The sequence below is a fragment of the Ruegeria sp. BHSC276 genome (assembly GCF_059612945.1).
In genome coordinates this window covers 52319-74795 of sequence record NZ_JBXWRP010000004.1, presented here as the reverse complement: position 1 = coordinate 74795, position 22477 = coordinate 52319, and the positions used below count along the sequence as shown (strand labels likewise).

Here is a 22477-nt window from a genome sequence, read left to right as displayed (position 1 = left end):
CGCCGATGCGGCTCGGCCAAATGGTCCGAACAGATCCCGATGGCGGGTTTCTGCGTCTTTTTGACGGCCGTCATGTTCACTGGAGTTTCAACACAAGGGTCGCAATCCGCGCGGCCTGCGACCTTCTGGAGCTTCTGCCCGGTGACGAGATACTGGTGCCCGCCTACAACTGCGGATCCGAAGTCGATCCGCTTGTCCACGCGGGGTTGTCGATCCGCATGTATCCGGTCTCGGCGGATCTTCGGGCCGATCCCAACCGCATCGCACCGATGATAACCGAACGCACAAAAGCGGTGTATGTGACACACTATTTCGGCATCCTCCAACCCGAACTGGCCGCGCTCCGCGCATTGTGCGACCGCCACGGGCTGCGGCTGATCGAGGATTGCGCGCTGAGCCTGTTGAGCGGGGCAGCACCGGCAGAGGGCGTCACCGGGGATGTGTCGGTCTTCTGCTTTTACAAGTTCGTCCCTGTGCTTGAAGGGGGCGCGCTGGTCGTGAACGCAGACGACCTTGATTTCGACCCGCCATTTGTCCGGCCGCCGCCGCGAAAAACCGTTGCCAAAACGCTGCTCCGAACGACGATCAGCAGGGCTTTGGGTCCGGATCGGGTACGCACTTTAAAACATAGCCTGGGTCGGGGAGACGCCCCGAATACCCAGCGCGGCAAGCCGGATGAAATGGAAGACATCCCCCCGCACTACTATTTCGATCCCACATTGCGAAACCGTCGGATCAGCAGCTTTGCGCTGCGGCCACTCCGGTCCTTTTCTGTGTCGGACGTGTCAGGGACCCGTCGGCAAAACTGGCAGATCTACCGCGAGTTGTTGGATGACATGCCGGGCGTCCGGTTGGTGAACCCCGATCTGGCGCCCCACACATGTCCGCTCAACATGCCGATCAGGATTGCCCATCGCGACCGGGTGGCCCGCGAATTGCAGGCGCTGGGGATCGGCGCCACGCCCTGGTGGGCCGGGTTCAACCGCAATCTCGACTGGACCGGACAGACCGAAGCGATCGATTTGAAGAACAGCATCCTCTCTCTGCCTTTGCATCAGTATCTGGGGCCTGCTCACATCCGGCACATCGCCGACCAACTGCGCAAAACGCTGCGCGACCCCTAGGCTTTCTGCCCCCGGAAGTGATCGCGCATGCGCGCCAACAATGAAAACACCATGGTTTCGAACCCCTCCGGGCGGCCGGAAACGGCCCACAATGCGATGTGCGTTCCGGTATAGACGACGGCCCCGACACCGGCTTTGGTCAGCACGATGAACGGCGTGTAGGAGTAGTGAATGCCCACCCGCAACACATAGTTGGTGGCAATGACGGCAACCGCCATAACGGCGCAGGCCACGAAGCTGCGCCATCCGACGGCCAGTGGCTCGAAGAAGCGGCCGTTTCCATATCTTTTCGCGATGACCAGGGTTGCGAAAAGGCCGACCAGATTGGCGATACCTGCAGCGATCAGTGCGCCGTTGAACCCGTATTGGACACCAATCAGCATCACCGCGCAGACGACCAGCAAGACAATCGTATTGCGGAGAAACAGCAGCGAAGTCGACCCTTCTATATAAACGGCGGACCGCACCGAAGCCTGCAGCGCGTTCAAGGCATAGAGCGGTGCGAGAACCCAGATCACCGGCGCGGCTGCGACCCATTTGTATCCCAGGAACATCCAGATGATGTCGACCGACAGCAAAGCGAACCCCACACTGCACGGCAGCAGAATGGCCAGAAAACCGGCATTGATCTTTCTGAACCCCTCCTTGGCCTGGTCAGTCTTGCGCGACAGATCCGCCAAGCCGGGATAAACCACCCGCAGGATGGGGGTGAACAGCTGATGCGTCACAACGTTCACGAGCCGGGTACCGATGCGAAACAGTCCCGCATCCGCCAAACCGAGTGTGCTGCCGATGATCAGCTGCGGCGCATTTGTGGACAAAAACTGGGCAAGCTGTGCGCCGATGGACCAGGACGAAAAAGACAGGCTGTCCCGCCACCTGCTGAGGGACAGTTTGAGGGACATCGGTGCGATCGAAAACGTCCAAAGGCCGCGCGTGATCTGTCCGGCAAAAGTCGCCACGACGATCGCCCAATAGTCGCGCCAGTACCACGCCAGGCCGATGGCGAAGATTGCATAGACAAGGCGGCTCAGGGTTTCCTCGCCAGCGGCGTATCCAAACCGCAATCCTCTTTCGAACAGCAAAAAGCGCGGGCTTTTGATCGCGACGATCAGTGACATCGCCGAAAGCACCGGCATCAAGTCGACAAGTGCCGGGATCCCCAGCAATTCTACCAAAGGTTGGGCGGCCCAGAAGATCGCCGCCGCCAGCAGGCCGAAGATGATCTGAAACGAAAAGACGGTGTGCAGATGTTCGGGCGTTATGTTGTCGAGTCGAATCAGGACCATCCCGATTTGCCGCTGGAACATCTCCAGCAAAGCCGTTGCAATCAGGAAATAGGCAACGACGCCAAAGTCTTCAGGGGTCAGCAAGCGAGCAGTTATGGCGATTGTCGCAAGCCCCAGCCCTTGCCGGAAGACACCCGAGGCAAGCAATGTCGCCACGCCGACGGCCAAGGCCGAACGCCGTGTCAGCCCGCTCGGCGCGGGATCAATGTTGTTGGGCTGGAGCACGGAAATTCTGTTTCCTAACTTGAGCCAATAGGCCGGTTTCGACGAGGTCGTTTCTTGACATGAGCCGACAAGTACATTGCTGTACCCGACAGGGGGCCGAATGTGGCAACCGAAGAATTTGACTGATAACCAAGAAAAAACCGCTTATTTGAGACATGGTCACATGCATTTCCTGAATGGTATCAAAACATTTCGAGGGCTTCCAACACCACTTGTCATTTCGTGTCAGAACACTGCACCCCACATCAAGGTGAATTTCACAGGTAGTTTCTCAGACTGGTTCGGTCTTGGGCAAGCATTGCGGCCTCTTGCTGCAGCCGTACGACAGGGCGGCGATGCCCACTCGGTGTTCGGAGACGCCACATGAAAATCGCGATTTTTGGCTTGGGGTATGTTGGGTTCACTGCGGCCTGCTGTCTGGCCCATCAAGGGCACGAAGTGTTGGGCATCGACGTCAATGCCGACAAGGTGTCCGAGATCAACTCCGGCAAACCGCCCATCAAGGAACCGCAGGTTGGCGAACTGCTGACCCACGCACTGGACAGGGGACTGATCCGTGCGGTCGTCGAATGCCCCGATCTTTCAACCTGCGATTTGGCCATCGTCTGCGTCGGAACGCCCAGTTCGACCGACGGCTCCCACAACATGAGCTATGTGGCCGAAGTCACCCGGCAGATTGCCGAAACCATATCCGACGACCGGGCGCGTCCGTTGACGGTTGCCTACCGGTCCACCTTTCGGCCCGGAACCGTCGCGCAACTGGTCGAGCCGATCTTTCGAAGCTTTCTGGGCGATCGGGTCGCGCAAGCGGTCGAAATCGTCTACAATCCGGAATTCCTGCGCGAAGTCTCGGCCGTGCATGACTTCTTTCACCCACCCAAGATCGTCGTCGGCACGAAAGATGGCTGCCGCTCCGATGTAATGGACGCGCTGCACGAGGGCCTTGACGCGCCAGTTTTCTACACCTCGTACGAAGAGGCCGAGATCACCAAGTTCGTGGACAACACCTGGCATGCCACCAAGGTGGCCTTTGCCAACGAAATCGGCCGCATCTGCCATCGCATGGGCGTATCCGCAAAAACCATGCACCAGATCTTTGTCTCGGACACCAAGCTGAACATTTCGCCTTACTACACGCGGCCGGGCGGCGCCTTCGGGGGGTCTTGCCTGCCCAAGGACGTGCGGGCCCTGCAACATATCGCGGGCGAGATCGGTGCGCATACGCATCTGATCGACAGCCTGCTGCGCACCAACGAGGCGCACAAGACCTACCAGGCCCAGGACATCATGGCCCGTCTGCCCGATGGGGGCAGGGTGCTGATGGTGGGCCTGGCCTTCAAGGCCGGCACCGACGACCTGCGTGAAAGCCCGAATGTCGACATCGCGCGCCGGCTGCTTCAGGGCGGGTACAAGCTGTCGGTCTACGACCCGGCCATCCGCCCTGCCGACCTGCGCGGGCAGAACCTGGGCTATGCCTTCACGCATCTGCCTTCGGTCGGCAGCCTGCTGGTCGATCGGGCCACGGCCGAAAAGGGGCCGTGGGATCTGGTGATCGGATCGAATGCGATCGTGAACGATTTGAACCTTGGCGATTTTCCGGTGGTGCGAACCTATGAATATGACTGACACCACCCTGGCCGTTCAGCCGGTCTCGATGGATGAATTGCGGCGGGCCCGGCCGCTGCAGGGGCTGAAAGTTCTGATCGTGGTCGAAAACCTGCCCGTCCCCTTCGACCGGCGCGTCTGGATGGAGGCGCGCACGCTGGCCGCTGCCGGCGCCGTCGTTTCGGTGATCTGCCCGACCGGAAAGGGCCACGAAGAGCGTATCTGGGAAGAAGAAGGCATCAAGGTCTATCGCCACCCGCTGCCGCTGGATGCAAGCGGCGCGCTTGGCTATCTGCTGGAATACGGCGCGGCGCTGTTCTGGGAATCCTGGCTGGCGTTGCGGATCAAGCTCAGCCGGGGCTTTCACGTCATCCACGGCTGCAACCCGCCTGACCTGATCTTTCTGGTGGCGTTGCCCTTCAAACTGTTCGGCGTGCGGTACCTGTTCGATCATCACGACATCAATCCCGAACTCTACGAGGCCAAATTCGGCCGGCGCGGGTTCTTCTGGAAACTGATGAGGACCTTCGAACGTTTGACCTTCGCGTCGGCCCGGGTGTCGATCGCGACCAATGAAAGCTATCGCCGGATCGCCATCGATCGCGGGGGCATGGCGCCCGAGGATGTATTCATTGTGCGCTCGGGCCCGGACCTGAGCCGTCTGGAGCGCGTCCCGCCCAACCCGGCCTGGCGGAACGGTCGAAAATACATGGTGGGCTATGTCGGCGTGATGGGCGATCAGGAGGGGATCGACCTGCTGCTTGATTCCGTGGCCCACCTGGTGCAGGGGCAGGGCCGGGACGACATCCAGTTCTGCTTGGTCGGCGGCGGACCCAGCCTCGAGAAACTGCGCGAACAATCCGCCGCGATGGGCCTGTCGGACTACGTCACCTTCACCGGGCGGGCACCGGATCGGGACCTGTTCGAGATCCTGTCGACGGCGGATGTCTGCGTGAACCCGGACCGGGTAAACGAGATGAACGACAAATCCACCATGAACAAGATCCTTGAATACATGGCCTTCGAAAAACCGATCGTCCAGTTCGACGTGACCGAGGGCCGGTTCTCGGCGCAGGACGCGTCACTGTACGCGCGGCCGAATGATCCGGTGGACATGGCGGCCAAGATTGCCGAACTGCTTGAAGATGAAGAGCGTCGGGCCCGAATGGGCCGCTATGGCCGCGCGCGGGTCGAGTCTGAAATGGCCTGGCCTCATCAGGTGCCCGCCCTGATCGCGGCCTACGAACGGGTGTGGAAAGGGTAGGGCCTAGAATGGTACGAAATGCGGCATGCGGTTCAGGCTGGGCACCATGAACCGCTGCAGCCGCGCGTCGGCATCCGCCTCGGTTTCACCGGGCAGGATGGGCGTGACGAAACGGACAAGGGCGCCATCCGTCCGCCCCATGACAAAGCCATCCTGGATGACGCTCAGCTTGGCCCGAAAATCGTTGACCATCCGCTTTCCGCGCTGTTCGAACCAGTAGTAGACCAGCTGTTTCGACAGTTCCTTCTGGATCACCGCCCGGTTGACGGTGAAACTGCCATAGGGCGTCTTGTCCAAGGTAATTTGATACGGCTCGAGGCTGAATATTTCCCACCCGCCGACAGGCAGACAGACCTCGGGGGAATGGATCCCGTCGCCGTCGGTCTGCTTGTCGTAGAAGGCCACGAACAGGTTCACGAATTCGCCCGACGTGGTGTCGGCATATGTTGCGTTCAGATAGTCGCTGGCGCCCAGGGTCCGCTCGACTTTCGGGTCGAGGCTGGCCGTCGACCCCGACCAGTTTCCGAGTTGCCGCGGATACAGAACAAAAGGATCGCGCTCCACCGGCTGCACATCGGCCGCGGGGCGCAGCACCCAAGCCGCGGATACCGACAGCGTCAGAAGGGCCGCGGCAGCCAGTTGCAGCGAAGGCTTCAGACCAAAAATGCGCAGCGCGATGGGGCCGAACCCATCGACATCCAGATCGATCGCTTGTGCAAAGGGCTTGGGATCGGGGGCCATGCGCTGCAGCCCGATGGCCATCAGGAACAGGACCCCCACGCATAGCAGGAAGATAATCCAGCCCTCGAAGAAATGCATGAATCCTTCGGCCTGTTCGATGCCGTATTGATTGACCAAAATGCCGATCACGCCGATGCGGATCGAATTCATCAGAACGGTCAGCGGAGCGGCCGCCAGCAGCAGCACGACCTTGTGCCAGATCGGGCCGCGATAGAGCAGGGCGAACAGGTACGAGAAACTGAGAATGGGAAACAGATAGCGCAGGCCCGAGCAGGCCTCGGCCACTTGCAGCTTGTAGACACCCAGATCGATGACATTGCCTTCGATGAAGACCGACACACCAGCCAGTTGCACGAACCACACGCCTAGTTCGGACGAGATCCACTGAAGGAATATCGTCAGCTTCCAGTACACGAACTGGGGCAGGGGCAGCATGAAAACCAGGTGAAAGACCGGCAATTGGTGGTGGCGGCCGCGCTGCCAGCCGAACACGGTCAGCACGACTCCGCCGGTCCAGATGATCATGGCATAGGTCACGATGTCCGGAATCCGCGCCAGATTGCCCAGAACCGCCACCGCAAGCGCCAGGGCGATGACCGCAACCCCGGGCCAGCGGTCTTGAACTTCGGGGAGCGTCGCCGGCGCGTTGCGCAATTCCCGCAGGAAGAGATACAGCGAAATGATCGGGATCAGCGGGCCGTGGCTGTATTCAGGCGTGCTCCAGGCAGTGCCCAGCGACACGATCCCGATCCAGAACACCGGGACCGATCCGGCCAGCAACAGCACGAACCAGCCAAATCCGGCCACGTTGATCCGTGGCCAGACCGTTCCCAGAGGTCCGCCGGACTGACCGGATTTCGACTCAAGCTGTTGCATCAACCCTCATATTGCATCGAAACCGCGGCGCAAGCATCCTCGCAGATCGAAATCCCGAAATCGTGATCGCCACCTGCGACGCATCGCGCCGATCACGGCTTGAGGGTGAACCGCCGCCCCAGTGTCACGAACACGCCGTTGGATGTTGCCCGGAACCCGTTCTGGTCGTCGTATTCGTACTGATAACCCATGTTGACCGCCCAGTCCCGGGTGATCGCACGGGAATAGGAGGCGTTGAACACACTACGCTGGCGCGGATTTTTAGGGCCTGACCCTTCGTTTTCCTGGTCGATGTAATTCACGCTGAACGACAGGGCCGACACCGGATTGATGATGTAGTCATAGGTCAGAAAAGCCAGCGTCTGCCGCGTTTCCACACTCTGTGTGCTGGTGCCGACCCGGCGCTGGATGGTTGCCCCGATCCGAGAACTGGCCAACCTGTAGCTATAGTCCAGTTGTCCGATCGGCGTCACCTCGTCGAACGGTCCTCGGGTGAATCCGATATCAAACCCAAAAGTCCCGTTGGCCCGCTGGAAATCACGCCCGAAGGTCGCATTGATGCGCGAGCCGTTCACGCCGAAGGTCTGGTCGATCAGAATATCGGCTGACCCGTCCGGCAGCGTCTTGTTCCAAGAAAAGTCCCAGACGAAATCCTCGGTCACGTTGCTGGTGTTCGAAACGCGCTGGGTGTCGTCAACCTTGCTGTAGCCGATATTCGCACTGACGGTCGTGGTGGCCGAAACATCATAAGTGGCGCCAGTTGACAGAACAGTGGTGTTGCGATCCGTCTGCACGGCGTCATCGGCCTGGAATTCGCGGTAGTTCAGGCTGACGTTGGTCTGCAAGACCGGAGAGATCCGCGTCAGCACGCTTCCGAAGAAGTCATTGGCGTTGTTGTCGAACAGTCCTGGATCGATGGTGTTGGAATAGCTGCGTTCACGATAGTTGTAGGAAAACCGGAACCCCAGGGGGTCGTTCAGTCCCGTCTGCCAATTCAGATTGCCGCGGGTATCGACCTGATCGCCGATCGTACCGATGACATCGGCAGCATCGATCACCCCATCCAGGTTGACGTCGGTCAGCGACCGGTTGAAGGCCAGATCCCGTTCGCGATACGAAGCCAGCAGACTGAAGTTGCTGTTGGCGTTTCTGCGCTGATAGTTCAGCTGGGTAAACGGGTCGGAAAAGCTGCCATCGGTCCCGATGATCGGCTCGTTCGCGATGCGATACAGCCCCGACAGGTCGAATTGCAGGGTCGAGTTCGGAGTCTGGTTCAGAATCCCCAGGGCCAGCGTATTCTCCCACCAGGTGGTCGAGCCCAAAGATGGATCCGTCAGACGCAGGTTGTCGTCGTGCCGCAGCGACGACAGATAGTCCAGCGTCACGGTCAGACCGGTGCCGGTACCCGCTGCACCTGCGGCTTGGCCCACCCGTCGCGCAGGGTTGCGCTGCGCCTGCTGCACGATCAGCTGCTGGCTGGGCGCTTGCTGCGTGGTGGCCGGCTGCGTCGTTGTCTGCTGCCCCGACACCTGTTGGCCCGTGGCGGGCGACACTGCCGCAACGAAAGCGACGCTGCCCAAAAGCGTCAGGCCCTGCCTCTTCCTGAATTTCCCCACCTGTATCTGCCCCTATTCGAACAAGCGGCGCGAGGGTACGACCACGACGTCTCCGGGTTTGAGCACCGTATTGCCCTGAATGCCACCGCCCGCGCCATCATAGTTGTAGAGGTATTTGTTCATCACGCCTGTTTTGCTGTCCACCCGTCGCAATTCGATGCGTTTGCGGGCCGCGAAGTTGGTCAGGCCGCCGGCCTGGGCCAGAACCTGAAGAATTGTCGTGCCTTCCGTCGCCGGAAGCTTTCCGGGAATGTTGACCTCGCCCATGACGAAGACGTCGATCGTTGGCCCTGTCGGCGTCAGGCCGGGAAGGGCCGGGGCCGCAAGGGCTGCGATCGACGCATAGACGGTCGGAGGTGTGTTGAAGTTGTTCGCCAGTGCCGACGCCAGCGCGGTCTGCAACCCGCTGGTCGACTTACCGGCCGCCCGGATCGTTCCCGCAAGCGGGAAGTTGATGGAGCCGTCAGGCAAAACCAGCACGGTTCGGTTCAGGGTCGGGTCCTCGAGAACCTCGATTTTGAGCGCATCTCCCGGCTGGATCTGATAGGAACCCTGCGCGAAGGCGCCGGTCGACAGCACCAAGGCCGTCACGAAAGTGATCAATGATCCGATGACTGTCCGCATGTTCAATTCTCTCATTTTCCCAAAGTATGCCCATTTTCTCCATTCGTCACAATCGGCCTGACGCAGCAAACGGGATCGGTGCGGCAGAATTGCCGCGGACCTTCTATTGACCGCCGCTCAACTCGATCTGCAGCCGTTCGATCTCGGCTTCGATGTTTGTCACCACATCCGGGGCCGCTTCCCTCGATTGCGCAGCCTGATAGACACGCAGGGCGTCCTCTCTACGCCCGACGGCCTCATAGGCTTTGCCCAGATGCTGCAGGACCACGGGATGATCCGGCAACCCCTTTGCCGCACTTTCCAGATATGTCAGCGCCTCGTCATAGTTGCCCAAGCGATAGGCGACCCAGCCATATGTGTCCTGAAAGGCCGGAATGCGGCTGCCACGCAGGCTCCGCACAAGAACTTGCGCCCGCTGCAGGCTTTCGTCGTCATCGCGGCGGGTCGTCAAAAGGCTGGCCAGATTGTTCGCCACGACCGGCGAGCGGTTGCTAGCGGTATAAGCCTTTTCATATGCTGCAATCGCCGCTTCCCATTCGCCGGCCCACTCATAGCCTTCGGCCTGCAACATCAGCAGGTCCGCGTTGTCGGGCAAGGCGGTCAGTGCCTGCTGCACCGTGGCCCGGACCTGCTGCGGATCTTCATGGCGTTTTTGCAACGCGATCAGCCCCAGCCAGGCCCGCGCCGATTCCGGGTCATCGGCCACGATTGCGCGGTACAGCCGCGCGGCCGCTTCCGGCTCTCCCTTCTTTTCGAGCACATGCGCCTTGACGATCCGCAGGATGTTCGACTCCGGCTCCTCAGCCAGCAGGGAATCCAGGCGGGCTTCGGCTCCGGCAAAGTCGTTTTGAACCACCATCAGACGGATCAGGGCGAGATCGGCTGGCAATCCGAATTCCGGGTCTTCCGCCAGTTCGCCCAGAAACGCCGCCAGATCGCCGGTGCGGTTCTGCCCTTCCATCATCCGCGCCTTCAGCTCGCTGGTTTTGCGGCGTGTATCGGGATCATCCAGCGGGTCGAGCGCCTGCAGCACGGAGTCCAGCCGGGGCCAGTCCTGCAAGGCGACATAAACATCGCCCAACGTCAACAGAAGCCGAGGGTCGGTCGGGGCCTTGCGCAACGCGTCGATCAGGACACTTTCGGCGATCTTCAGATCGTTCTCTTCGATCAGGTGCAGGGCATAGTTCAGGGTTTCGGTCGGCGCGTTGCCGGACAACTCGACCGCAAGCGCCAGCATTTCGCCCTTCAGGTTGCGGTCGCCGTTTCGGTCATGCGCCTGAGCCATCAAGGTCACGAGCTGCGGGTCGCGTGCGTTCGTCTCGAGCGCCGCGCGCAACAGCAGGATCGCGTCTCCAATGGTGTCATCCTCGATCAGCCACGCCGCCTTGAGCTTGACGGCCTCGGTCTGGGTCGGGTCTTCGCTCAGGACGCGTTCGATCACGGCGCGGCCTTCTTCCCGATGGCCGGACAGGATCAGCATCCGCGCGAACTCCACCTCGTTCTCACGTGTCTGTGCCGTGCGCGGAGCACCATCCAGCAAGGCGCGCATCTCGGACAGCGCCCCATCGGTATCGCCCGACTGGAACCGCAGCGCGGCACGCATCATTCGGTATCGCGCGGCATTCGGCCCGCCCGCCGCGATGGTCCGGGTCATTTCCGCGATGGCGGCATCATGGCCGCGATGCTCGGTCAGAAAGGCAATCAGACGCTGAACGGGAAAATAGTCTTCGGACAGCGGATCCGCCTTGGCCCGCAGGATCTCTTCGGCATCGTCCAAACGGCGCTGATCGATGAAATGTTCTACCAGCATCTGCTCGACGCCCTGATCGCCGGGGAAGACGTCGATCATCTGGCGCAGCTGCTTTTCGATCTCGCCCGTCTTGCCCAGCTGCTGAAGAGCGTGGAGCCGGATAGTGTAAAGGTTCCCCTCGGTCGGCGCAAAAGCCAATGCGGCATCCACCTGGTCGATCACATCATACCAATCCTGGGCGCGCACGAGGTGATCGATCACCACGTGCCGAGCCGTCATCATGTCGGGGCGGTCATTCAGCATTGCGCGCGCCGCAGCGACGGACTGTCCGACGCCGGCATCGTTGCCATCCCGCACCGCGTCGGTATAGGCCAGCGTGTTCTGCAACGACGCTATCTCGGCCTCTTCCGGGGCCAACTGCGCGGCCTTGGTGACATAGCGCCGCAGATCTTCCCACAGCCCCTGTTCCAACGCCATTTCCGCCAAGGCCCGATTGCCTTCGAGGTTGTCAGGATACTGTTCCACCAACAGCAGATACTGGCGATAGGCCAGTGGCACGTTGCCGCGTTCGCGCTCGAGCCGGGCGAAGGTCAACCGCGCTTCTTTATGTTGTCCGTTCAGTTTGAAAACGTTCTTGAACTCGATCAGCGCGCGCTCGACGTCGCCGTTCTCGAGATGGGCAAGACCGGCCTGATAATGCGCCTCGGCCCGTTCTTCCGCTGTGTCGCAGGCGCTGAGGAAAAGCGCGGCAGTCAGCAGGAATGCCGCGAAGGTCCTGCCAAGAAGGTTTCCGAATGCGTTCATCACGTCACTCCTGCAACTGCCAGCGTCGCTGCCTGATGCCGGGCCATTCTCAACAGCCGGTGCCGCGAAGGACCACGAAGAGCGTTTTGAACATGATCGAAAGATCGGTGCCGAAGGACATCGTTTTCCAGTATTCCGAATCGTGATGCGCCCGCTCGGCGAATGAGGACTGGTTGCGCTCGGATACCTGCCACCGGCCGGTGATGCCCGGCCGCATCACATAATACAGGTGCCCGGGATACATGCTTTGCTGCTTGACCATCATAGGTCGCGGTCCAACCAGGGACATCTCGCCAACCAGCACGTTCCAGAACTGCGGCAGTTCATCCAGCGACGACTTGCGCAAGAAGGAACCCAAGCGGATGATCCGGGGGTCGTCTGTGAGTTTCTGATTGCGCTCCCATTCGGCGCGTGCGTCAGGGTTGGCTGCCAGATGCGCCTCGAGGACGGTTTCGGCGTCCTTCACCATCGTGCGAAGCTTCAGCAGGTGGAAGGTCTTGCCATTTTGGCCGACACGCTTTTGACGATAGAAGGGCTGTGCGCCCTGAAAGGCCAGCAGCACCGAGAAAACCACCACCAGCGGCACGACGATGGGCGCGGCAGCGATCACGAATACAATGTCAAAGGCTCGCTTTCCGAAGCGACCATAAAAACCGGAACACCGATCTGCGGCCGGCAATACCGGAACTCTGCGGTAACCAGTCCCGGCTACCTCCTTGGAATGGATTGTCACTATTTAAACCCCCAGCACACAACGGACACCTACACTCAATCACACACTCAGGAACCAACTACTCGCACGGCCTCAAAGCGCTATTCAAATTTTTTTCATACAAATGGGACGCTTCACCCTTTCTTCATTGTTCACATGAATTGATGAACGCCTGCGTCCAAAAGACTAACAAATTCTTAATGGCTTGCAAAACATTAATGGGCTCGGACCGCACTGTTTGAGTGGGAAGCGCACGGAATTTCAACGGCATGGCGTGACGAAGCGCACGGGTCGCCCGGTCAGAAAACATCCGTCCATTGTGCATGATTCGGGATCAATGCAGCCGCATGGGTCCCTTTAATCCCGATCTTGCCCCGATTTGGCTTTGCGGGCCCGCCCGTTGATTCTGCGTTGCACCGGCTTGGGCGCGACAGCCAGACGGAAACAATCACCGAAAAATGTTTCCATTGCACCTTCTGGGCGGGTTAATGTGTCACTCTGGAGATATGGGGGATGCTCTCTATCTTGATGTTGTGGCACAATGACGTGCATGTTGAGGGCCGATATAGTGGCGTCTCGTTATTTTGTTAGGATTTACCTGTGGTTCAGGGTGCAAGTTTGGGTAATCTCTGGAGAGCCAGGATTTTTTTCGACAAGTCGGAAGGCGACCGAGGTGCCATGGCCTCCAGCGACGGGTTCTATCTGGATTATTTCGGCCTAGACCAGCGGCCATTCACTCTGCTGCCCGATCCCGGTTTCATGTACTGGTCGCCGCTGCACAAACGCGGCTATTCGATCTTGCAATTCGGAATCATGAGCTGCGCGCCGATCACCGTTCTGACCGGAGAGATCGGCGCCGGCAAGACCACGCTGATCCAGCATCTTCTGAAGGACATGGAGGAGTCGATCACCGTCGGGCTGATCTCGAACGCTCAGGGCGGGCGGGGCGAGCTGCTCCAGTGGGTCATGCATGCCTTGGGCCTGCCGTTTGAAAAGGACGCGGCCTATGTCCAGCTGTTTCAGGCGCTGCAGGAATTCCTGGTCTCCGAATACGCGCAGGGCCGGCGTGTCGTGCTGATATTCGACGAGGCGCAGAACCTGACCGTCGAAGGGTTGGAAGAGATCCGGATGTTGACCAACATCAATGCCAACACCGATGAACTGATCCAGCTGGTCTTGGTAGGGCAACCCGAATTGCGCGACATGGTGCTGGACCCGAAGATGCGCCAGCTGACCCAACGGGTGGCCGCGAGCTTTCACTTGGAGCGGATGGATGCGCCGTCGGTCGAAAGCTACATCCGGCATCGGATGAAGGTCGCCGGGGGGACCGGGGACGAATTCACCGAAGACGCCTGCAAGCTGATCTTCGAAAAGACCCGTGGCGTTCCCCGGCTTGTGAACCAGCTGTGCGACTTCACCTTGCTGTACGCCTGGACCAACGAGACCAGAAACGTGGATGAAAACATAGTGCAACAAGTGATCGACGACGGCGTGTTCTTTGGCGGGAACTCACTCGAGAAGGAGCTGACAGACTGACATGGGCCCGGTTCGCTACTACATCTCGATCTTTCTGCGGCGCCTGCCGTATTTCCTCATCGTTGCCCTGATCGTATCCGCTGCGTCGATCATCATCGCACGCACCCTGCCGCCCACCTATGTGTCGCAGATGCGGTTGATCGTCGAATCCCCGCAGATTCCGGGCAATCTGGCGGCCAGCACCGTCAACACCACGGCGGCCGAGCAACTGCAGATCATCGAACAGCGCCTGCTGACCCGTCCGATCCTTCTGGACATCGCCGAGGAGTTCGACGTTCTGCCTAATCAAGACGAGGCAAGCCCGGACCAGATCGTCGACACGATGCGCGCCAACACCCGAATCCGGATCGCCACCGGGCGCAATCAGGCCAACCTGATGACCATTACTTTCGAGGCCCGTTCCGGTCGGGTCGCGGCCGGTGTCCTGAACGCCTATCTGACGGAAATCCAGAAGCTCGACGTGAATTACCGCAAGGAGCGAGCCTCGGACACGCTGGAATTCTTCGAACAGGAGGTGGACCGGCTGAGTGACGAGTTGGACCGGCGCAGCGCGCAGATCCTCGAGTTCCAGAACGAAAACTCGGACTCGCTGCCGGCCAGCCTGCAGTTCAGACTGACCCAGCAGGCGACGCTGCAAACCAACATCCAGCAGCTTGATCAACAACTTTTCTCACTGCGAAACCAGCGTGAAAAGTTGCTGGAGATCTATGCCACGACCGGTCAGATCTCGACGATCGGACAACAACCGCAGACCCAGGCCCAGCAACAGTTGGCGCAGCTGCGCAATCAGCTGGACAATGACCTGGGCATCTATTCGGAAAACAGCCCCAAGATCAAAATCCTGCGCGCGCGGATCGCCCGCCTGGAAGAGGTCGTAGCCGCGGAGCAGGCCACCAGCGCCGCAACATCGGGCGCGCAGACCGGGAACTCGACTCTGGATCTGCAACTGGCGCAACTGGATTCGCAGATCGAGTCTCTGGAAGATCAGAAAACCGATGCCGAAAAGCGCCTGGCCGAGGTGACACGGACCATCGACCAGACCCCGGCGAATGCGATTACCCTCGCCGAGCTTCAGCGCGACTACAACAACGTCCAGGCACAGTACAACACAGCGGTGGCGCGGCTGGCCTCGGCCTCGACCGGCGAGCGGATCGAGGTAACCTCGCAGGGGCAGCGGATTTCTGTGATCGAATATCCGGTCGCGCCCAGTTCACCGACCAAGCCGGACCGCCTGATGATCGCTGGCGGCGGAACCGCCTTCGGTATCGCCCTGGGGATCGGGCTGGTCGTTCTGCTGGAACTGCTGAACAAATCCGTCCGCCGACCCGAAGACCTGATCAACAAGTTGCAGGTCTGGCCGATCGCGACAATCCCTTATGTCCGCACGCGCGGCGAGGTCATTCGCGCGCGATTGGCCTGGGCCGTTGTCATCCTGGCCATTTTGGGCAGCGTGCCGGCCGCCGTCTGGTCGGTTCACACGTATTATTTACCGCTCGACCTGATTGCCGAAAAGGTGATCGACAAGCTGGAGGTGTATTGGTGAGTTCTGTTCAAGTCAGCGATGGGAGCGCGTGATGGACCGTCTGCAACAGGCGATTCAAAAGGCCCGAGAGGAACGGGAAAGCCGTCAAAGAACCGTGCCCGCGGAACCGCTGCGGCTTGACCCGGATCAGGCTGTTGCGCCCTCGGTGACGAATGTCGAAACGTTGTGGTCGGATCTACCCGCCATCGAGATCAACCCGCGCGTCGCCTCCAAAAACCGCCTGGTGTCGTTGGAGGGCGGGTCGGACGCCGCGCCCTATGACATGCTGCGCACCAAGATGCTGCAACAGATCCTGTCCAATGGCTGGCGCCGGGTTGCGTTGACGTCGCCCTATGCCGGATGCGGCAAGAGCACGGCGGTCGCAAATCTTGCCTTCAGCCTGGGGCGGCAGGAAGATCTGCGCACCGTCGTGATCGATTTCGACCTACGGCGCCGTGGGCTGGCCGACGTGTTGGGGCAGAGCGGCGCGCACAACATGGCGGACATCATATCCGGATCGGTGCCGTTTCAGGAGCATGCGCGGCGGCACGGCAACAACGTGATTTTCGGACTGAATTTCAGCCCTACCCGCAATCCCGCCGAAATTCTGCAAAGCCGCAGGACGATCGAGCTGCTGGAATGGATCGAATCCGAATACCAGCCCGATATCATGCTGTTCGACACGCCGCCGCTGATGGTCAGCGACGACAGCCACGGGTTCCTCAGAAACGTCGATTGCGCCTTGCTGCTGGCTGCGGCAGAAGAAACCAGCATCGACCATATAGATGTGGCGGAACGCCAGCTGGCCGAATTGACCAAGATCATGGGGATCGTCCTGACCAAGTGTCGCTACGTCAGCGGGGCCTTCGGCAATGAATACGGATCGTACTGACGCGGCCCCCGAAAACGCGGTCATCATTCCCCACTACAACGACCTTCCCAGGCTCGAACGCTGTTTGCGGGCACTGATGGAAAATGACACCACCAGCACCGAGATCGTGGTCGTGGACAATGCCTCGTCGGTGTCGCTGGACGCAATTCAGCGCGCTTTCCCGATGGTTCGGTTTCTGGTCGAAGCGCAAAAAGGCGCCGCCCATGCCCGCAACAGGGGCGTGGCCGAAACCAGCGCCCCGCGGCTGTTCTTTCTGGATGCCGATTGCATTCCCGCCGCCGACTGGCTGACGGTCGGACGCCAGGTCGCCGACACCGCCGACCTGATCGGCGGGCGGGTCGACGTGTTTGACGAAACCCCGCCACCGCGCAGCGGGGCCGAGGCATTCGAGGCTGTTTTTGCCTTCAACTTCCGCCGCTACATTGAGGTCCAGGGCTTCTCGGGTGCCGGAAACCTGCTGACGCGACGGGACGTGTTCGACGCGATCGGCGGTTTCACGAACGGCGTGTCTGAGGATCGGGAATGGACCATGCGGGCGGTCTCGCACGGGTACAGCCTGATCTATGAGGATAGGTTCCGCGTCAGCCACCCGTCGCGCCAAGACTGGCCGGCGCTGAAGACCAAATGGCGGCGAACCACTCAAGAGGCTTTTCAGTTGAACGGAACCACCATTCGGGCGCGATTGCGCTGGATGATGCGGGGGCTGGCCATGCCAGCCAGCGCGGTGGTGCATACGCCGAAGGTTCTGACCAGCGACAAGCTGGGCTCCGGCCGGGAAGTCGGTGCGGCCATCGGCACCCTGTATCGGCTGCGATGCCAGCGGATGGTCTGGATGTTGCGGCAGGCCGCAGGGTTCGAGATCTGAGCCGGGCCAAACGAAAAAAGGGCCGCATTGCGCAGCCCTTTTAACATAATCATCATTATGACCGTTTGATCATGCCGCCTTGCGGCGACGGGTCAACGCCAGACCTCCCAAGGCCGTCAACAGCAGCAACCCGCCGGCCGGCAGCGGAACCGCGGCCACGTCGAAGTCAAAGGTGATGGCGCCGCCATTGGTGGTCCCCGACGAGTTCGCCCAGCTGAAGACCAGGTTCTGCCCCGGCGCGCCGGTCGACAGGAAAGTGGTATTCAGACGGGTAACACCCGATACCAGCGCCGCCGAGTTCAGCACGGTGTTGGTCGCCGCATCGACCCAGCTCATGGTCAGGCCGGTGAAGGTTCCCAGAATTTTCGCGGTGACCGAGGCCTGTGCATTACCAGGCAGCGGCGCGGTCGGCGCAGTGAAGTTCACCGAATAAACACCCGGACCACCCATGGTGGACACCGTTCCGACAAACAGGTTGTCCGAGGTGATGTCATAGCTTCCGCCAGCACTCACAGTCGTGATGGCCTTGGCTGTCCCGGTCATTACGAAGGACGCGGCCAGTGCGATCGCGACCATTTTCAAAGTTCTAAACATCTATTCCCACCCTCGTATACTTGAACACATAAAGACCCGGACAGATGTCAGGCCGTGGATTGGATGAAACTAAGGTACACCATCACGTTGTTGTTGCGAGAACTTTTTTAATAATTGTGGCATTTTTTGGTCTTTTGGCGACAATTGACCCCCAAATCAACCCTTGGGCGGCTCTTTGTTTCCTTTCGGTTAACACTGCATCCTCCGCCTTCTGGCTCGAATCGGCTTCGCGTCCTCGGCGTGAAGTTCCGATGCGGACACTGCCCAAAGCCGTAAATTAGTGCTGTGCGCCTGCACCTGCGGAACGCCCGCGCCCCTTGCGAATAAGGTTTTTGCAACCACTCGGTTCCGACCGCCCTCATTGGTTCGGACCGGTCTGCACGCCACTGCGCTGACCGGTGTCGGCGGAACCAGCAGCGCGGAATTGCGTCTCGGACCATTTTTTTGTCCTTCGTCGGCCCAAGAACTTCGTGTAACCTCGCCCATACTGAAGATGACGAGTGTGGGTACCTGACCGCCGGAGGTATCCGAACGGGTTTCCTGGGCCGGGGCGACATTCTGCGCGCCGGTCGGTTATTGAAGAGTATTTTGATGAACGCAGCTGATTTCGACCCCGATGGCCTGCACCTGACTGCCAAACGCATCCTCGTCACCGGTGGCGCGGGTTTCCTGGGATCGCACTTGTGCGCACGATTGCTGGATCAGGGGCATGAGGTCCTGTGCGTGGACAATTTCTTTACCGGGAGACGCGGCAATCTGCGTCATCTTCTGAACAACCCCCGCTTCGAGGTCATGCGCCACGACGTGACCTTTCCGCTGTATGTCGAGGTCGACGAGATATACAATTTGGCCTGCCCGGCCTCTCCGTTCCACTATCAGCACGATCCGGTGCAGACAACGAAAACGGCGGTGCATGGTGCCATCAACATGCTGGGCTTGGCCAAACGGGTCGGCGCCACCATCCTGCAGGCCTCGACATCCGAAGTCTATGGCGACCCCCAGATCCATCCGCAGACCGAAGACTACGTGGGTCATGTGAACCCGATCGGGCCGCGTTCCTGCTATGACGAAGGCAAGCGCTGTGCCGAAACGCTGTTCTTCGATTACCACCGGCAGCACGGCCTGCCGATCAAGGTGGCGCGCATATTCAATACATACGGCCCGCACATGCACCCCGACGACGGGCGGGTGGTGTCCAATTTCATCATGCAGGCTCTGGCCGGAGAACCGATCACCGTCTATGGCGACGGCGGTCAGACCCGGTCGTTCTGTTTCGTGTCCGACCTGATCGACGGGCTGATCCGCCTCATGGAATCCCCCAAAGACGTGACCGGGCCGATCAACCTGGGCAACCCCGTCGAACTCAGCATCCGCGATTTGGCGGAAACCGTGATCCGCATGACCGGCTCGACATCCCGGCTGGATTTCCGTCCGCTGCCGCAAGACGACCCGATCCAACGTCAACCCGACATCACCCGTGCCAAAGAGCAACTTGGCTGGTCCCCCAAGGTGCCCCTGGAGCAAGGCCTCGAGGCCACGATCGCCTATTTCCGGCACCTGGCCACCGCAGCGCCCCAAACCGCTGCCGGCGGGGCATGACCCGGATTGACGATGCAATGCGCCCGCGGTGGTCCATACCCCTTCTGTTGCTGGGTGTGACCGTCGCCGCCGGTCTGTCGATCCTTGCAATCAATCGCGGACCGCTGGTGTATTTCGATACCGGCAGCTATGTGCGGCAGGGCAATGTCGTTCTGTCGATGGTCCTGCCGGCGGCGGGTGAACCCGACAGCGCAGCCCGAGAAACCCAGAAAACCCGGAACACGGCCGACGACGACCAGACTGCGGGCGGATCGCGATCGATCTTCTACGCCGTTTTGGTCGCAGGGTTCTGGCGCGTCGGATGGCTGGCCGGTCTGGCGTGGCTGCAACTGGGTCTGGTGCTGATGGCCGTCTGGCTGGCGATGCGAATGCTTGGACGTGCGGCGCCGACCACACGTTCGACCGCTCAGATGGTCTGTCTTCCACTTCTGGCGGCCTCGACGACGTCGCTGCCCTTTTATGTCGCCTACGTCATGCCCGACATTTTCACACCTGTCATGCTGATCCTGGTCGCCGCCGTGGTGGCGGCAGGCCACAGGATGCACGTTGCCGAGGCGCTGGGGGCACTGGCGCTCGGCACCTTCTCGGTGGTGCTGCATCCGTCACATCTGGGAATCGCGGTGTTGATGGTTCCCCTGGTCGTTCTGGCCGCCGCTCTGCGGATCGGCCCGGGGCGCTGGCTGGCGGCCGGGTTTGCGATGTGCCTTGCCTTCTTTGCGATCGCCGAACGGAAGGCTTTCGAAGTTGCCGTCGAAACCGTCACTCACAAAGACGTGGTCTATACGCCTCACATCACCGCCCGCCTGATCGTCGACGGGCCGGGGCTGGCCTATCTGAACGATGTCTGCCCTGCGCCGGACCTGGCGACATGCGCCCTGCACGAGGCCCTGACATGGTCGGATGATCCATACCGTCTGACCGCGTCCCACATCATCTTCGAGCGGTCCCCGCGGCTGGGCTCGTTCCGGTTGTTGCCGCCCGAGGATCAGCAGGCCATCGCTCTGGAACAGCGACAGTTCTTTCTGCGCGTCCTGTCCGCCTATCCCGTCGCGACGGTAACCGCATTGGGCAAGAACGCCCTGAGACAGCTTGGAACGCACAGCGTGGCGATGACGATCCCCAACTCGGCCACGATACGCAACGCCAAAAAGCTCTCGGGCCTGTCCGAAGATCAGCTTGCCGTCCTGGACAAAACGACCCTGAAACGATCCCAGACCTGGATCGACCCGCTGGTGGGGGTCCACTTCGCGATCTACGCGGTCTCGGGGGCGATCGTGGCCGTTCTGCTGCTGTGGCCTGCCCAGGTCGCTGCGCCCTACCGGGTGTTTACGCTGTTCCTGTTGATCGGAATCGCCGTAAACGCGCTGGTATGCGGCGGCGTTTCCCAGCCAGCCGACCGTTACGGGGCGCGGGTCATGTGGCTGCTGCCCTTCGCCGCCACCCTGCTCGTTCTGGTGCGAAATCCACGCTCTAGACCACGAACGCCCACCGAGGATGAATGATGCAAAACGACCAACCGACGATCAGTGTGGTGATGCCCGCCTACAGGGCCGAACACCTGTTGCCCCGGGTGCTGCCCCCTTTGATCGAGATGTTGAAGGCCGGCACGGTCCAAGAGGTTCTGGTGGTCGATGACCAGTCCCCGGACGGCACGGCCGCGCTGGCCCGCGAAATGGGGGCGACGGTCTTGACGACTCCGGTCAATGGCGGGCCGGGCGCCGCGCGCAATCTGGCGGCCGAACAGGCCACGGGCGACATCTTGTGGTTCGTCGATTCCGACGTCATCGCCTGGCCGGATGGCCCCGAACACATCCGCCGCGCCATGTCCGAGGACAATGTCGGCGCGGTTTTCGGATCCTATGACGACGCGCCGGACGGGCAGTCGTGGTTTTCGCGCTACAAGAACCTGCTGCACCGCTATCACCATCAGCGCGCCCGGCGCGAGGCACGCACGTTCTGGGCCGGGTGCGGCGCCATCCGCCGGGACGTCTTCCTCGAGGTGGGCGGCTTTGACGTCAAGACCTACGAGATCCCCTCGATCGAGGACATCGAACTGGGCTATCGCATCGCAGAATCCGGCCGCCGCATTCTGGTCGAACCACACCTGCAGGGAAAACACCTAAAGATCTGGACGATCCGCAACAGCCTGAGCACCGATATCTTCTGCCGGGCCCTGCCATGGTCCCGCCTGATGATCTCGCGCGAGGGGCTGACGAACGATCTGAACACCTCCATGGCTGAGCGCGCGCGCGCGGCCGTCGCGGGGCTGCTGATTCTGTCGCTTCTGATTCTGCCGTTCTGGCCAGGCCTTTGGCCTCTCCCCCTGATCCTGCTGGGTATCGCCTTCGCGATCAATCTGGACCTGTTCAGAACAATGGCCGGGCATGGTGGGCTTTGGTTTGCCGTCAAATGCCTGCTGTATCACCAAGTCTACTATGTCTACTCCGCGGCCGTATATGTCTGGTGCCTGTTCGAATACCACGTTCTGGGTCAGCGTCAGAAACTGCAGGTCAGGCGGAACTGAGCGGCCGGTGCGGGTCTTCAACACGCACAAGATTCGCCCTCCCCGAAGGTGAGTCCCGCCCCGGGCGCCACTGAAACAAAACAATCCCCCCGCAGCCGGGCCATTGTTTACCTTGGGTACATATTCAAATAGGGCGTATTGGAACCGTTCGACGTTGCGGCGGTCATGCCGGCGCCAGCCGTCCCGCCCGCCGGACACAGACTGCGGAAGTCGGTGTGATTTCGATGCGCCCCGCGCGAATGATTTTCTGGTAAAACAAGTGTTTGCAGCCTGTCCGGCCTTTGGTGCAACGCGTCGGCAACTCCTCGACGGCGC

At 60.7% G+C, this 22477-nt stretch carries 17 protein-coding genes; 10 read left to right on the top strand and 7 right to left on the bottom strand.

Annotation, left to right across the window (positions count from 1 at the left end):
* Positions 1–20 precede the first annotated feature (20 nt).
* Complete coding sequence (locus AC2FMD_RS07535; protein WP_496741775.1) at positions 21–1124, top strand: DegT/DnrJ/EryC1/StrS family aminotransferase; 1104 nt, start codon at positions 21–23, stop codon at positions 1122–1124.
* Here AC2FMD_RS07535 and AC2FMD_RS07530 read toward each other — a convergent pair.
* Entirely contained in the window at positions 1121–2581 is a 1461-nt protein-coding gene (locus AC2FMD_RS07530) for an oligosaccharide flippase family protein (RefSeq protein ID WP_496741777.1), read from the bottom strand. The genes AC2FMD_RS07535 and AC2FMD_RS07530 overlap by 4 nt on opposite strands.
* 420 nt (positions 2582–3001) lie before the next feature.
* Here AC2FMD_RS07530 and AC2FMD_RS07525 point away from each other — a divergent pair, with 420 nt between their 5' ends.
* Positions 3002–4264: a nucleotide sugar dehydrogenase gene (locus AC2FMD_RS07525; RefSeq protein ID WP_496794867.1), complete on the top strand. Its 1263-nt coding sequence runs from the start codon at positions 3002–3004 to the stop codon at positions 4262–4264.
* Complete coding sequence (locus tag AC2FMD_RS07520; protein ID WP_496794866.1) at positions 4251–5507, top strand: glycosyltransferase family 4 protein; 1257 nt, start codon at positions 4251–4253, stop codon at positions 5505–5507. Before AC2FMD_RS07525 ends, AC2FMD_RS07520 begins: the two co-directional genes overlap by 14 nt.
* 3 nt (positions 5508–5510) lie before the next feature.
* On the opposite strand, the gene xrtD is transcribed toward AC2FMD_RS07520, so the two are convergent.
* From xrtD to AC2FMD_RS07495, 5 genes are all read right to left on the bottom strand, one after another.
* Positions 5511–7124: a VPLPA-CTERM-specific exosortase XrtD gene (gene xrtD, locus AC2FMD_RS07515; RefSeq protein ID WP_496794865.1), complete on the bottom strand. Its 1614-nt coding sequence runs from the start codon at positions 7122–7124 to the stop codon at positions 5511–5513.
* A 92-nt stretch (positions 7125–7216) separates the two neighbouring features.
* Positions 7217–8740 (bottom strand): hypothetical protein, encoded by a 1524-nt coding sequence (locus AC2FMD_RS07510; protein WP_496794864.1) that lies wholly within the window; start codon positions 8738–8740, stop codon positions 7217–7219.
* Between the two features lie 12 nt (positions 8741–8752).
* Positions 8753–9364, bottom strand: coding sequence for a polysaccharide biosynthesis/export family protein (locus tag AC2FMD_RS07505; RefSeq protein WP_496685662.1), 612 nt, complete (start codon positions 9362–9364; stop codon positions 8753–8755).
* Between the two features lie 103 nt (positions 9365–9467).
* On the bottom strand, positions 9468–11918 hold the full coding sequence (locus tag AC2FMD_RS07500; RefSeq protein WP_496741781.1) for a tetratricopeptide repeat protein: 2451 nt from the start codon (positions 11916–11918) through the stop codon (positions 9468–9470).
* Between the two features lie 49 nt (positions 11919–11967).
* Positions 11968–12651 carry a sugar transferase gene (locus AC2FMD_RS07495; protein ID WP_496794863.1) on the bottom strand — a complete coding sequence of 228 codons (684 nt, stop codon included), beginning with the start codon at positions 12649–12651 and terminating at the stop codon, positions 11968–11970.
* Positions 12652–13308: 657 nt separating this feature from the next.
* On the opposite strand from AC2FMD_RS07495, the gene AC2FMD_RS07490 reads away from it, so the two are divergent.
* Genes AC2FMD_RS07490 through AC2FMD_RS07475 form a run of 4 tightly spaced genes read left to right on the top strand, consistent with a single transcriptional unit; the run spans position 13309 to position 17445 of the window.
* On the top strand, positions 13309–14166 hold the full coding sequence (locus AC2FMD_RS07490) for an ExeA family protein (protein WP_496742941.1): 858 nt from the start codon (positions 13309–13311) through the stop codon (positions 14164–14166).
* 1 nt (position 14167) lies between these two features.
* Positions 14168–15709, top strand: a complete 1542-nt coding sequence (locus AC2FMD_RS07485) for a GumC family protein (protein WP_496742942.1) — start codon at positions 14168–14170, stop codon at positions 15707–15709.
* A 31-nt stretch (positions 15710–15740) separates the two neighbouring features.
* The gene (locus tag AC2FMD_RS07480; protein WP_496683752.1) at positions 15741–16580 is read left to right on the top strand and encodes a CpsD/CapB family tyrosine-protein kinase; all 840 of its coding nucleotides are present in this window, start codon (positions 15741–15743) and stop codon (positions 16578–16580) included.
* The gene (locus AC2FMD_RS07475) at positions 16561–17445 is read left to right on the top strand and encodes a glycosyltransferase family 2 protein (protein ID WP_496742943.1); all 885 of its coding nucleotides are present in this window, start codon (positions 16561–16563) and stop codon (positions 17443–17445) included. The genes AC2FMD_RS07480 and AC2FMD_RS07475 overlap by 20 nt, the downstream gene beginning before the upstream one ends.
* 69 nt (positions 17446–17514) lie before the next feature.
* Here AC2FMD_RS07475 and AC2FMD_RS07470 read toward each other — a convergent pair whose 3' ends face one another.
* The gene (locus AC2FMD_RS07470) at positions 17515–18039 is read right to left on the bottom strand and encodes a VPLPA-CTERM sorting domain-containing protein (protein WP_496742944.1); all 525 of its coding nucleotides are present in this window, start codon (positions 18037–18039) and stop codon (positions 17515–17517) included.
* Positions 18040–18630: 591 nt separating this feature from the next.
* On the opposite strand from AC2FMD_RS07470, the gene AC2FMD_RS07465 reads away from it, so the two are divergent.
* Genes AC2FMD_RS07465 through AC2FMD_RS07455 form a run of 3 tightly spaced genes read left to right on the top strand, consistent with a single transcriptional unit; the run spans position 18631 to position 22162 of the window.
* The gene (locus AC2FMD_RS07465; protein WP_496683743.1) at positions 18631–19638 is read left to right on the top strand and encodes a UDP-glucuronic acid decarboxylase family protein; all 1008 of its coding nucleotides are present in this window, start codon (positions 18631–18633) and stop codon (positions 19636–19638) included.
* Positions 19635–21140, top strand: a complete 1506-nt coding sequence (locus tag AC2FMD_RS07460) for a hypothetical protein (RefSeq protein ID WP_496742945.1) — start codon at positions 19635–19637, stop codon at positions 21138–21140. The genes AC2FMD_RS07465 and AC2FMD_RS07460 overlap by 4 nt, the downstream gene beginning before the upstream one ends.
* Complete coding sequence (locus AC2FMD_RS07455; RefSeq protein ID WP_496742946.1) at positions 21140–22162, top strand: glycosyltransferase family 2 protein; 1023 nt, start codon at positions 21140–21142, stop codon at positions 22160–22162. Before AC2FMD_RS07460 ends, AC2FMD_RS07455 begins: the two co-directional genes overlap by 1 nt.
* The last annotated feature ends 315 nt before the right edge of the window (positions 22163–22477 follow it).

Coding starts and splice junctions, on each gene's coding strand:
- AC2FMD_RS07535 (WP_496741775.1), top strand. CDS start 21: ATGGTCCGAACAGATCCCGATGGCGGGTTTCTGCGTCTTTTTGACGGC.
- AC2FMD_RS07525 (WP_496794867.1), top strand. CDS start 3,002: ATGAAAATCGCGATTTTTGGCTTGGGGTATGTTGGGTTCACTGCGGCC.
- AC2FMD_RS07520 (WP_496794866.1), top strand. CDS start 4,251: ATGAATATGACTGACACCACCCTGGCCGTTCAGCCGGTCTCGATGGAT.
- xrtD (WP_496794865.1), bottom strand. CDS start 7,124: ATGCAACAGCTTGAGTCGAAATCCGGTCAGTCCGGCGGACCTCTGGGA.
- AC2FMD_RS07505 (WP_496685662.1), bottom strand. CDS start 9,364: ATGCGGACAGTCATCGGATCATTGATCACTTTCGTGACGGCCTTGGTG.
- AC2FMD_RS07500 (WP_496741781.1), bottom strand. CDS start 11,918: ATGAACGCATTCGGAAACCTTCTTGGCAGGACCTTCGCGGCATTCCTG.
- AC2FMD_RS07490 (WP_496742941.1), top strand. CDS start 13,309: ATGGCCTCCAGCGACGGGTTCTATCTGGATTATTTCGGCCTAGACCAG.
- AC2FMD_RS07485 (WP_496742942.1), top strand. CDS start 14,168: ATGGGCCCGGTTCGCTACTACATCTCGATCTTTCTGCGGCGCCTGCCG.
- AC2FMD_RS07480 (WP_496683752.1), top strand. CDS start 15,741: ATGGACCGTCTGCAACAGGCGATTCAAAAGGCCCGAGAGGAACGGGAA.
- AC2FMD_RS07475 (WP_496742943.1), top strand. CDS start 16,561: ATGAATACGGATCGTACTGACGCGGCCCCCGAAAACGCGGTCATCATT.
- AC2FMD_RS07470 (WP_496742944.1), bottom strand. CDS start 18,039: ATGTTTAGAACTTTGAAAATGGTCGCGATCGCACTGGCCGCGTCCTTC.
- AC2FMD_RS07465 (WP_496683743.1), top strand. CDS start 18,631: ATGAACGCAGCTGATTTCGACCCCGATGGCCTGCACCTGACTGCCAAA.
- AC2FMD_RS07460 (WP_496742945.1), top strand. CDS start 19,635: ATGACCCGGATTGACGATGCAATGCGCCCGCGGTGGTCCATACCCCTT.
- AC2FMD_RS07455 (WP_496742946.1), top strand. CDS start 21,140: ATGCAAAACGACCAACCGACGATCAGTGTGGTGATGCCCGCCTACAGG.